Annotated in this window: 11 protein-coding genes, 1 tRNA gene and 2 pseudogenes; 5 read left to right on the top strand and 9 right to left on the bottom strand. The window is 55.1% G+C overall.

The features are described from left to right. The first annotated feature begins 94 nt into the window (after positions 1-94). Both ACTG3Z_RS17030 and ACTG3Z_RS17025 read left to right on the top strand, forming a co-directional pair. Positions 95-171: transfer RNA gene (locus tag ACTG3Z_RS17030), tRNA-Met, on the top strand. Positions 172-463: 292 nt separating this feature from the next. After that, on the top strand, positions 464-712 hold the full coding sequence (locus ACTG3Z_RS17025) for a hypothetical protein (protein WP_439144201.1): 249 nt from the start codon (positions 464-466) through the stop codon (positions 710-712). A 9-nt stretch (positions 713-721) separates the two neighbouring features. On the opposite strand, the pseudogene ACTG3Z_RS17020 reads toward ACTG3Z_RS17025, so the two are convergent. The 5 genes and pseudogenes from ACTG3Z_RS17020 to ACTG3Z_RS17000 form a co-directional block, all read right to left on the bottom strand. Beyond that, positions 722-1,804 (bottom strand): annotated as a pseudogene (locus tag ACTG3Z_RS17020) (recombinase family protein); the annotation flags it as partial. A gap of 12 nt (positions 1,805-1,816) precedes the next feature. Further along, entirely contained in the window at positions 1,817-2,011 is a 195-nt protein-coding gene (locus ACTG3Z_RS17015) for a hypothetical protein (RefSeq protein WP_439144200.1), read from the bottom strand. A gap of 172 nt (positions 2,012-2,183) precedes the next feature. Next, the gene (locus ACTG3Z_RS17010; RefSeq protein WP_439144199.1) at positions 2,184-4,286 is read right to left on the bottom strand and encodes an AAA family ATPase; all 2,103 of its coding nucleotides are present in this window, start codon (positions 4,284-4,286) and stop codon (positions 2,184-2,186) included. A 178-nt stretch (positions 4,287-4,464) separates the two neighbouring features. Continuing rightward, positions 4,465-5,451 (bottom strand): hypothetical protein, encoded by a 987-nt coding sequence (locus ACTG3Z_RS17005; protein ID WP_439144202.1) that lies wholly within the window; start codon positions 5,449-5,451, stop codon positions 4,465-4,467. 133 nt (positions 5,452-5,584) lie between these two features. Then, positions 5,585-6,058 (bottom strand): hypothetical protein, encoded by a 474-nt coding sequence (locus ACTG3Z_RS17000; protein WP_439144198.1) that lies wholly within the window; start codon positions 6,056-6,058, stop codon positions 5,585-5,587. Positions 6,059-6,166: 108 nt separating this feature from the next. On the opposite strand from ACTG3Z_RS17000, the gene ACTG3Z_RS16995 reads away from it, so the two are divergent. Continuing rightward, on the top strand, positions 6,167-6,337 hold the full coding sequence (locus tag ACTG3Z_RS16995) for a ribbon-helix-helix protein, CopG family (protein WP_439144197.1): 171 nt from the start codon (positions 6,167-6,169) through the stop codon (positions 6,335-6,337). Positions 6,338-6,468: 131 nt separating this feature from the next. On the opposite strand, the gene ACTG3Z_RS16990 is transcribed toward ACTG3Z_RS16995, so the two are convergent. From ACTG3Z_RS16990 to ACTG3Z_RS16975, 4 genes and pseudogenes are all read right to left on the bottom strand, one after another. Further along, positions 6,469-6,981 carry a hypothetical protein gene (locus tag ACTG3Z_RS16990; RefSeq protein ID WP_439144196.1) on the bottom strand — a complete coding sequence of 171 codons (513 nt, stop codon included), beginning with the start codon at positions 6,979-6,981 and terminating at the stop codon, positions 6,469-6,471. 145 nt (positions 6,982-7,126) lie between these two features. Next, positions 7,127-8,638: an IS66 family transposase gene (gene tnpC / locus ACTG3Z_RS16985; protein WP_439144195.1), complete on the bottom strand. Its 1,512-nt coding sequence runs from the start codon at positions 8,636-8,638 to the stop codon at positions 7,127-7,129. A gap of 55 nt (positions 8,639-8,693) precedes the next feature. Then, a pseudogene (tnpB, locus tag ACTG3Z_RS16980) lies at positions 8,694-8,925 on the bottom strand (IS66 family insertion sequence element accessory protein TnpB). Between the two features lie 44 nt (positions 8,926-8,969). After that, a complete protein-coding gene (locus tag ACTG3Z_RS16975; protein ID WP_439144194.1) occupies positions 8,970-9,356 on the bottom strand; it encodes a transposase in 387 nt (128 codons plus the stop codon). Between the two features lie 168 nt (positions 9,357-9,524). On the opposite strand from ACTG3Z_RS16975, the gene ACTG3Z_RS16970 reads away from it, so the two are divergent. Further along, positions 9,525-9,764, top strand: coding sequence for a helix-turn-helix domain-containing protein (locus ACTG3Z_RS16970; protein ID WP_439144193.1), 240 nt, complete (start codon positions 9,525-9,527; stop codon positions 9,762-9,764). A 151-nt stretch (positions 9,765-9,915) separates the two neighbouring features. Continuing rightward, positions 9,916-11,301 carry an IS1182 family transposase gene (locus tag ACTG3Z_RS16965; protein WP_439144192.1) on the top strand — a complete coding sequence of 462 codons (1,386 nt, stop codon included), beginning with the start codon at positions 9,916-9,918 and terminating at the stop codon, positions 11,299-11,301. Positions 11,302-11,564: the final 263 nt, after the last annotated feature.

The following is an 11,564-nucleotide window of genomic DNA, read 5'->3' as shown; positions in this document are numbered from 1 at the left end:
TCTTAAGACGTGGGAGAGTAGGTCACCGCCAATCCCAGTAATCCAATCTCTATAATACTGTTAAAAACTCTTATCCCTGTACGCCAGGGATTGGCGCGGGATGGAGCAGCCCGGTAGCTCGTCAGGCTCATAACCTGAAGGTCGTAGGTTCAAATCCTACTCCCGCAACCAACACTAATTCGCCAATGTTATCAAAGGCCTGACCCTCACCGGTCAGGCCTTTGGCGTTTCTCGACGTCAAAGCAAGTGTTAAAAGTCCGGAAAGGGCTCCCTCTAGGAAGATGTCCAGTTTACCTGTCTCAGGGGACGGCTGCAGGACGATGCGGTCAACAAGAGAGCGAAGTGCCTCTTGGGCGGCTTGCATCTCGCCAGTTTTATGAAGGCTGGAGATCAATGACCGGACACGAGCCTGATACGTCGCTGCCATCGTTGGGTGAATGCGGATCGGGTCGGGGGCAGATGTGTGCGTAAGTTGTGCCTCGAGGGCTTCACGCCGCTCTGTAAGAGCTTGCATCTTGTCCTTCACCTGATCCGCAGGAATGCCGGCGATGATGGCGTCGACGAGCTTAGAATGGTCGCGGTTAACGGTGGCCAGTTCCTTCTCGAGGGCGCTGCGCCCTTGCTCAGCTTGGGCGTTCAATCGGTTCCGCTCCCTTGCATATTCCTTACAGAAGACTTCAAGCAATTCTTGATCCATAAGGTTGTCCTGTAGGGCTCCCAAAACGCGTTCCTCCAAATCCGTTTGAGAAATCGTGAGCTTGTTGGCGCAGAGCGCTTTGCCCTTGTTACGCGCTGTCGAGCAGCAAAACTGGGTTTGAGATACCTTAGAGAATCCACCCCCACAGCAGCCGCACTTCAATAATCCTGAAAACAGCGTGCGCGGGCGTCGGCGGTCCCAGATGTTGTCACTGGTGTTCTTGGTCTTAAGCGCGCCTTGGCGGACTTTGGTGGCGTCCCATAGGGACTGCTCAACGATGCGCAACTCTGGGACATCCGAAATAACCCAGTCTTCTTGCGGATTGAGACGAGACACGCGTTTACCCGTGTCGGGATCTTTGGCGTAGGTAAGCCGGTTCCAGATCTGACGGCCGATGTAGAGCTCGTTGTTCAGGATACCCGTGCCGCGCTCACGGTTGCCGTGAAGGGTAGACGCGCCCCAGCCTCGGCCGGAGGGGCCTGGGATGTCTTCGTTGTTCAACGCCTCTGCGATTTTTTTGGGTGAGATGCCATTCGCGTAGTCTGTGAAAATGCGCCGGACAACGACGGCTTCTTGTGGGTGGATACGACGGTCCCCACGAATGGGGGTGCCACTCTCGTCAAACTTGGTGATGTATCTATATCCGTAAGCTTTGCCCCCGGCGGATTTACCTGTAAGCGCCCGCCCTTTGAGACCACGGTGCGTTTTAGCACCTAGGTCTTTTAGAAATAGCGCATTCATCGTGCCCTTGAGGCCGATATGCATCTCCGAGATGGATCCTTCGCTGACTGTCTCGATTGCGACTGATTGGAACTCGAGCTTTTGATAGACAGATGCGATATCAGCTTGATTGCGTGACAAGCGATCCAACGCTTCCGAGATGACAATATCGAACTCATTGTTTGCTGCGGATCTCAGCATGTTCTGCATACCGCTGCGCATCAGGCTCGCGCCGGACATGGCTTTGTCCGAAAACACATCGACCACTTCTAGGCCCTGTCTCTTTGCATAGTCTTGGCACGTTCGAACCTGGTCATCGATAGATGCATCGCGTTGCATGTCCGTTGAAAATCGAGCGTAGATGGCGGCGCGCAGTGGAGTTGTCATTGGATTAGTTCCCTAGGGTTTTGTGGTGTGATCTGCGCGAGCTGCTTCGCGAGCAAGGGCTTTGATCGCGGCATGAAGCTCGGTGATGCGTGCGAACTCTGCAGGTCGTTTTGCGAGTGTCAGTTCCGAAAGCGTGACGCAAAGCCGACGGCCGTTGGGCGGCATTGTCGGCGTTTTGTTGGCTTTGCAGCGTTGTGTCGTGTTCATTGAATCCCTCTGTCCGCGGATGTCGCGGCGTTTAAGTGTGCGTAATTTGATCCCGTGGATCGCGATTACAGTTCACATATGAGGAATGTTTTTGAGCGCTATGTCCTGAGTGCAGGTTTATGTGGATAAGCTAAAGAATGGCCCGTTCGAGACGTGTCCGGTGGAGCGCTGTTTATGGCAAAAGCTCCCGAATTTGTTCGCCGGACAGCTCACGTTTTTTGCAAAGCGCTACGGCTATGGTAGAGGTGAGATCCTTTCTAGCCGTAAGGATTTGGATCGCGCGGTGTTCGGCAACTTTGAGCATTTTGTCTAAGTGGTTTGTCCGGTCGTTGAAATGTGTAGGCGCGGGCGTATATGCGAGCTGATCTACCAATCCCCATTCAAATAGCAGTTGTCCGGCGAGCTTGGTCGCGAGTTCGAGGTCTGAATTGGTTCCGAGGCCTGCTCCGTTGAGCGCTTCGCCTAATACAATTTGCTCCGCGGCGCGGCCGCCGAGTAGTGCAGCGATGCGGTTTTGGGCGGCTTGTACGCCTTCTAGCATTGGTGATGGGATGTCTACGAAACCGCCTGTCATGGTGATGACAGCACGTTCTGCGGGCGGAAGGCCAAGTACATGTGCAACAACGAGATGCCCTGCTTCATGGACTGCGATGCGCCAGAGGAGGTCTTCATCCAAAACCGGACAAATGCGAGACGCGGCGGCTTCTAAGTGTTTTTGACCTACTGAGCATTGGTCGGAACGGGCGAGGCCGCGCGCTTCTCGGACAAGGGCAGTGATTTGCGCACCGGAAGCACCAAGTAGTTGATCCGCGATTGGTGATAGTGACATGTCCGTCGCATCATCGCCCAAAGCTAGCATCAGGATTTGTAGCGCAGACGATCTGTCTGGGTTTGCAATCTCGATCTTGAGATCAAATCGCCCGGGCCGCGTGACGGCCGAGTCGATCATGTCCGGGTAATTGGTCGCGCCGAGCACGACCACGCCTGGCGTATCATTCAGGCGTGAAAGGTGTTCGAGCAACCCGTTGACCACGCCGACGATGTAGTCAGAGTTACGGCCGGGGCGGTTGCGATGAGTGAATCCATCGAGTTCATCGAGAAAAAACACAGAAGGCGCAGAACGAATGGCTTTATCAACTTTACCGGACAAAGCCTTAAGCATGTCGCCTTGATGTCCGTGCTTTTGGCAATCTGAATAGCTCGTTGCGATCAATGGAACGCCAAGCGAACCCGCCAGCGCCGATGCGAGCAGCGTTTTGCCGTTCCCCGGTGGGCCGTGAAAAAGCACAGATGATGAGACCTCGCTCCAATCTAGTTGTCCGGCCTTCCACACGGCCGTGTCCGCGACCAGGCGGTCAATTGGTGCGCGTGTGTCTGCGTTGAGAACGATGTCGTTCAGTGTCGTTGCCGCCGGTGGCACTGTCCGGAAACGCTTCGCAGCGGTTGCAATGGCTTTGGCGACGTTAAGAGTTGTCTCTTCTAAGAATGCGGACACAAAGACAGCGGCTGGAAGTGCAGCGATGTCATTGTCCGGCGGCAGCAGTTTGAGCAACGCATTCTCGGACAACTCCCCAGTGGCCGTATGCGTCACGCGCAGGATCTCAATGATCATTTGTCCGGTCAATGCTGGCCAGTTCAGCACTCGCCCACACATCGCACGCGTGACGGGCGACATGGAATGCGCATCAGGCGTGATTGCGAGAACCTTATGGCCGTTTTTAACGGCGGCTTCGACGGCGTCCTCAAAGTCCTCGCGCTGTGATGCGCTTCGACCTTTGTTGTGCTGTGGCTCTGCTGCAAGAACCGGCGTTTTGAAATCGCGCCAAGTATCGTCTGTCTCGTTGCATAGATCGGCAAGCCGTTGCAGCACGTTGCCGAGGTTTTTCCACGCGGCCTTGCGCTCAGATCTGTCCGGGATTGTGACAATGGAGAAGGCGCGTGGCGTCGTGACACCGGATAGGAGGCTCGCGTTTGAAAGCAGGGCGGCGAAGCATGCGGCGACGAGCATAGTCGCGATAGGCGGTTGGTGAAGATATGAGCTGAGATCGGAATTGGGTCCCTCTGCCCAAGGATCGCGATCCGCCGCAATCGCTGCTTCGATCTCATCTTTTGGCATATGCAAAGCGGTTGGCTTTGCCTCGTAGAGCGCATTCAAAGCGTGTTCCGGCTCGTCCTGAGTGGGCGTGTCCGGATCTGCAACGTCTTCGACATCAATGTCATCGAACTCAACCGCCGGATCGAGCGGCACGAGACGTGTGCGCTCGCGGTGCCACATAGCAATGCTGCGGAGGAGGGGGCGTAACAGCTCGAGCGAGTATGGAGATAACGCGGGGCTAGTGTGCGCGCTGGCGCGCGGGTTCAGTGATAAAGGGGGCATGAGCGAAGCCTAGGGAAAGTGATCAAAGGGCAAGGGGAACAGAGAGCCGACAGTTGGTGCAGCCCTCTGTGTCGGCTTAGGAATCTGTATCTCTGAGAGATGTGAATTGTTGCCAATTGTCAGTCTGGTTCGGGTCCCAACCGTTGTCGGCCGCATCGATAAGAGCCAGGATAAGTGCCCGTCCACGCTCGTGATAAATCTCTGAAGTGGTCCTCAGGTGCTCATCGAAGTGGATGCGTTCCACGATCAGATCTGGCCGATGTGTCTTGATGTAGCGGTGCATCGCTTTCTCTAGGCAAATGGCGTCGTGTCCGGTCTCGACGTCGATCTCTCGGTCCAATGTGCCGGGGGTCTCGGAAGGATCAAGTTGCACTTGCCGCAGCCGAAACGTCGGGTTGTTGCTGTAGTCGAGTTTGATCACGGGCACATTGGGCAACATGAAACTGAGTAAATAGATTTTGCTCGGCTTCGACGTCCAGCTCTCGCCGCAGCCAGCGCAATTTACATCGCCGGCCCTCATATTGCCTACGCTGACATCTTGTTTGTGGCCACACTCATGTTCGTATTGCCTATAGCTCTGATCGTTCCGTGCGGCGGGACCGATGAGTGTCCAACCGTGTTCTGCCGCTTCAGAAGTGTGCTGCGCAGTCGTGCAGGTCTCACAGCTTAGATCGTGCCCGCCCTCGGCAGCCGCTTCAACGCGTGTGTGTTGGCGGCGATCAACATGTCCGCATGCGAATTTATAGGTGCCATAGTGTCGATCACCCTTGGGATCAGGGCCGAGCAGTGTGGCGCCAACTTTGGCCGCGGCCGCTTCGCGGCGCTTGCGGATGCAGTTGCCGCATTCCGGATTGTGTCCAAGCACAACGCTGATGCGTTTGAGTGTCGCATCGCCGCAGGTCTTGCATTCCAAGACGACGTGCAGGCGATCCACAGCGCGGCCAATGAGTGTAAATCCGTGCCTCCGCGCGGCTTCAGTCCAGTGTTCGTGTTTCTTTCCCTTAAATACTGGGTACATTTGGCGGTCGATGGGGAAAGCATAGAAAGTGTCGGTGATAGGCATTGAAAAACTCCGTAGCTCTACCGACCCAGTGCCGAAGCGGCACCAGAGGTAGGCTCAAAAATGAAAGAAGGCATAGCTCGGCAATCTGGCCGGAAAACCGGACAGATCTGCGTAAGTCATTGTTACGAATGAACTAGTTGTTCCAGTATGCGCGCATCATCTGGAGGTTCGAATTATGAACCGTGTTAAGAGTGTGCGCATGGAAAAGCAGGTCATATAGACCTTCATCAGAGCCAACAAAATGCAAATTGCTCAGGCGCTTGATCTCGAGTTTGAGAATATCGACCCTTGATGAAACTGGGTAAGATCCAGGCGTTGTCTGAATGAGTTCCATGGCTGCAGCGCGTAGATCTGGATGCGCAGTGTCCATGTCGCAGACTTCACACAGGGCTTCAATGCACATGGACCATGCCTGCGCGGCCTGATGTCCATACTCCAGTTTTTCTAGCGTCTCGGGCATTTTACGGCGTAGAAAAAACTGCCAATCGGCAGTCAAAGCGTCTTGAAGATGATCGAGTGCGCTTCGAAAACTGATGCGATCAGGCGCGAGAAGGGGATTCAAAGCTGTCGTCGCCGATACCGGCGTGGTATTGGGGGAAGTAGTCATGGAGATCTCCTATGGATCGATGTGATTAGCATGACGAGAGAGTTGCCGCTCTCTCGTTCATGTGTCATATATATGATATCAAAAAATCAAAAGTCAATAAATAATATCATGAAATCACGTGGTCGCCCAAAAGTAGACACTCAGCCAGTGATGGTTCGCATGCCTACAGAGCTGATAGAACAGCTCGATGATGTGCGGCGCGCGGAAGCCGACCTGCCAAGTAGGCCTGAACTTATACGCCGTATAGTAGAAGAATGGCTTGCCAATCGGCTGAAGTAAGATTTGCGAAAAATGGAACGTCTCTAGTCTAAGGGACCTGCCTCTATGTAGCTGCGGAAGCGATGGTCTGTAGCCTAAAAACATCGAAGCTACGAACCGTTCTTAGAAAATTGGCAGGCTCAAAGTTGGCATCAGGACACGGCGAGTTTCTGCGTTTCGACTTTGGCTTGCATTTTGGCGTCAATGAAACCCTTATGCGTTGCCTTTTCCGTTTCAGCTATTTCCTGTGCGGCTTTAGAGTGAGTTATGGCCGAACGCCTCCGGGTCGTGAGCGTCCAAATTGCGGCCCAAAGGAATAAACAGAACGCCAATCCTGCTGCGATATTCAAATTCATGGAACGGCCTTGAGCAAGCCCAGCTACAACTCCAATCAGGCAAGTCCACAGTAGTCCCTGATTGATGCCAATTCGAGCCGCTCGTGTCCATTTCCTTGTATGATAGGGGCATCTCGCGAACTGCCACTTCCTGTCCGAAGAGTGGTTTACCAACAGAATTTCGCAGCCATCGTTATCAAGCACCGTGCTGACGACATCGCCAACGCCCATGAAGTTTGCTGCAGGTATAGAAATTTTCTGGGTATTGTCGTTTGTGTCAAGCATAGCGGCTTTCAGCGTGTGTTCATTTCCAGAAAGTTCCGTCAGCACGCCTCCGCCAACGATATTTTCTTCTAAGTGGCCTGGGTCATTGAACGTCTCCCGCTTAATTGGGCGGTTCTAACCCTCAATATCAAGGATGACTCCGGTAATTGCTTTCATGAGAATTCGTACCCCTTCGTAAGCGGTGCGCCGTTCACACGGATTTGGCGTAGTTCCACGGCAGCAACTCTTTGATGTCCGTCTGTTTGTGCCCACCTGCGATGGCCGTCAGGATACCAGACAAATAGCCATGCGGTTCTATCCCGTTGAGTTTACAGGTCTCGATCAGGGACGCGATGACGGCCCAGTTTTGTGCGCCTGCATCATGTCCTGCGAAGAGCGCGTTTTTACGGTTCAGAGCGATGGGGCGTATGGTGCGCTCCACAGGGTTGTTGTCGAGTTCGATGCGGCCATCGTCGAGGAACAGGCACAGGCCGTCCCAGTATTTGGCGATATATTTCAGGGCTTCTCCGGTCGGCGATTTGGCCGAGACGCGGGCGCGGCTTTGGGCGAGCCAAATACCGAAGGCTTCGACAATGGGTTTTGAGTGTTCCTGCCGTACAGCGCATCGTTGGTCGGCGCTCAGGCCGCGCAGGTCTTTTTCGATGCGATAGAGCGCTTGGATTTGAGCCAAGCCTTCCTGCGCGATCGGGGCTGCGCCGGACTGGGTGACATCGTGCAATTTACGCCGCGCGTGCGCCCAGCAATAGGCCAGTGTCACATCCTGAGCGGGCCGTTTGAGCAAGCGGTTATAGCCAGCATAGCCGTCCACCTGCAGGGTGCCGCTGAAGCCTTTCAAGATGTTGTCTGCATACTGGCCGGAACGACCGGGCGCATAGGTAAACGCCACACCGGGTGGGTCCTCACCGCTCCATGGCCTGTCATCACGGGCAAGGGCCCAAAAGTATCCGGTTTTTGTCTTTTTCCGTCCCGGGGCCAGAACCGGCGCGGGCGTTTCATCCATGAAGAGTTTGGTGGAATGCTTCAGGTCGGCCATCAGGGCATCGTAGACTGGGGTTAACTCGAACGCCGATTTCCCGACCCACGCTGCCAAGGTCGAACGATCCAGATCGATCCCCTGGCGGCTGTAGATCTGGGCTTGTCGATAAAGGGGCAAGTGATCCGCATATTTGGACACGATCACATGGGCCAAGGTGGCCTCGGTTGGCATACCGCCCGCGATGATGTGGGCGGATGCTGAAGCCTGCGTGATGCCCTCCTCACAAGAGCGACAGGCATATTTGGGACGGCGGGTGACAATCACCCGGAACTGGGCCGGGACGATGTCCAGCCGTTCGCTGACATCCTCGCCTATGACATGACGCTCAGTGCCACATCCGCAGGCGCGCTCGGGCTCAATGACCACCTCAACCCGTTCCAGGTGCTTGGGCAGTGACCCCCGGTTGGTTTGGCGCGGTTTTTCTGGCCGGACCGCTGCTGTGCGTTCGTCTGCATCAATCTCGGCTTCCACCTGCGCGATGGCGGTCTCGATATCTTCGAGTTCCAGCTCATACTGGGCCGGGTCAATCTTCTCGGATTTGGTCCCAAAGAGCGCCTTTTTGAAGGAGGCGACCAAGGCCTCAAGCCGCGCATTCTGATCCTGTTGCGCACGGATGATCGCCTTCAGCTCGGCAACATCGTCAGGTAATTCATCAGGTGCGGTCATGCCCGATGCCATTACAAAACTGGGGCAGAATGACCCGCGCAAACGCCCCGATGAGTCACTCCGCCGCAGCCGGAGCCGCTACCTCCAAAGGGCGCACGCGCCGCCAATCCAAACCCGCAAAGAGTGCCTCAAACTGGGCCGGTTCCAGACGCATCACACCGTTCCTGATCGCAGGCCATGTGAAGCTGTTATCCTCAAGCCGTTTGTAGGCCATCACGAGCCCGCTTCTGGCGCAGGTGGCTCTGCACCAAGGCAGCCAAGCCGTCATGGCCCTTACGGAAGTCCACCGGATCGCTGGCCACAAAAATCCGCACCTTGTGGGATGGCGAGATCACGTCGCCAAAGCCCGCGTGATCTCGCCGATCCGCGCCGCTGGCGTCGCCGCATCAAGACGAACGGTGACATCGCCTTTGATCACATCAATCGTGCCAGAAGAGGTGGCAGGAAGAGGCTGGAGCACGGGCGCAGGCGCTTCAATCTCAACCGGTACAAAATCCATGCCGTCCAAATTTGGCAGAACCAGCTTGCCCTGCCGCGCCAGCCGCCGCCAATCTGACACTGTGCTGGGGATCAGTTCATACCGCTTGGCAACCGCGTTGACCGTCTCGCCCTCAATCAACGTCTCCGCCACGATCCGAGCCTTCAACTCCGATGGCCAATTCCGTTTGCCGTCTGCACGGCGTGGCACCCTTGCCTGAAACTCGCTTGTAGCTCCCATCGAGAAACTCCCTCAAACCAAAAGAAGCCTCTGAATCGCAGATCAAGCGACAGCTCGAAAGTGTGGGGGCGGCGCACCGCTTACACCCCTTCCAAAATCAAATGTGACTATAGTGCATTGTGACTATTGTCAGTGGAGTGAGTTTTCAAGGGACTTAATACCCTTGGGATGGATCAAAAAAACGACCTCTTAATTGAACGCTTCGCGCGCGCTCTACAGCTGCGCAGGAGGGAATGCGGCCTCTCACAGGAAGAGCTGGCACATTTGGCGGGCCTCTCAACCAGCTATATGTCTTTGCTAGAAACTAGAAAGCGACAGCCAACGCTGTCTGCTTTAGGAGCTCTGGCAAATGCGCTTGACCTCAGCCTGTTAGAGTTCATGGGAATGATCGGTGAGGACGACGGATAGGCTACGTGCCGCGAGAGCGAGCAGTGGTGAATAGTGCCGCTTAGCAGATCGGCGCTATGCAGGCGGTTGGGGCGGATTTTGTTGAAAAACTCTTCTTGATTTGGAGACCTACCACTGATTCAATTTACTTGTGAATGCGGGGGAATTGGTGATGTTAGGACCGAAGCAAGAGGCGCAAGGCGCGTTGTTTTATGAGTTCTCGATTGATGACCACGTGCCTCAAGATCACCTACTGCGCTCTATTGACCGGTTTGTGGATCTCAGCAGTATTCGGCACCATTTTGCAGAGTTTTACAGCCACACTGGCCGTCCCTCGATTGATCCAGAACTACTTATCCGCATGCTACTGGTCGGGTATTGTCTTGGCATCAGGTCAGAACGCAGGCTTTGTGAAGAGGTGCATTTGAACTTGGCGTACCGCTGGTTTTGCCGTCTCGACCTGGCTGATCCGGTGCCGAACCATTCCACCTTTTCTAAAAACCGGCAGGGTCGTTTTCGCGATAGTGATCTGCTGCGTCACTTGTTTGAGACGACTGTGGCACGCTGCATCGCTGACGGCTTGGTCAGTGGCCAACGCTTTGCGGCAGATGCCAGTTTGATCGAAGCGGACGCCAACAAACAGAACTCAACCCCAAAGGAAGATTGGGACACATCAGCAATTACGCCACAGGATGCGCCACGTGCCGTGCGTGAGTATCTTGATGTTCTGGACGATGCAGCTTTCGGCGCAGCTTCCGAGGTGGAGCCCAAGTTCACATCCCCTTCCGATCCCGCAAGCCAGTGGACTGCTGCCCGCAAAGGCCCTGCGTTCTTTGCCTATTCGACAAACTACCTTATCGATACGGACTATAGTGTCATCGTCGACGTTGAGGCCACAAGATCGATCCGACAAGCTGAAGTTAGGTCCGTGCGCACGATGCTGGGTCGGGTTAAAGACACGTTCGATCTGCATCCTGAACGCATCATCGCAGACACGGCTTACGGCTCAGGCCCGATGTTGGGTTGGCTGGTGGATCGCAAGATCGAGCCGCACATCCCAGTGATTGATAAAGCGGGCCGCACAGACGGAACCTGGAGCCGAGCTGACTTCGAATGGGATGCCGAGAACGACCAATATGTTTGTCCAGAAGGCCAATCCCTCAAACAATTCCGCCGCAACTATTCTGACCCCAACAGAGGCCCAGACGGCAAAGGTGTTGCGAAATACCGCGCCTTGAAACTGACATGTCAGACGTGCCCATCTAAAGCCAAATGCTGCCCCAATGCCGACTTCCGATCAATCACCCGCGAAGAGCACGAAGACGCTCGTCAGGTTGCCCGCGACATTGCCAAAACCAAGCAATACAAAATCTCGATGCGGCTAAGAAAAAAGGTGGAGATGCTCTTCGCACACCTTAAACGTATTCTCGGGCTTGGACGGCTGCGATTACGCGGGCCCTGCGGCGCAAATGACGAATTCCTGCTCGCCGCCACAGCCCAAAATCTCCGCAAACTGGCCAAGATATTTCCTGCACCGCAGCAAATGCGAAAAGCCTGATAAGAAAGGCGCTCGCGCTCCATTTGGATCGTCACTTTCTGCGCCAGCAACACGTTGTTTTTCCACAGAATCGGCGGGAAGGAGCCATTCGCTGCAGTTGCGCGGCCTCAAGGGTGATCCTGCAAAAGCTGCCATTCGACGAGAGGCCGAACCCAAGGATGCTGCGCTTGCTCCGATGGCCGCAAGGAGCCCAGTTTGACGAATGATGCAACTTGCACCAATGACCGCTTTGCTCGACCTGCCGATCACCCGCCAACATCCCA

Source organism: Planktotalea sp., from assembly GCF_965659345.1.
Lineage (GTDB): Bacteria > Pseudomonadota > Alphaproteobacteria > Rhodobacterales > Rhodobacteraceae > Planktotalea.
The sequence above is the reverse complement of the archived record's forward strand: the minus strand, read 5'-3'. Positions and strand labels throughout refer to the sequence as shown.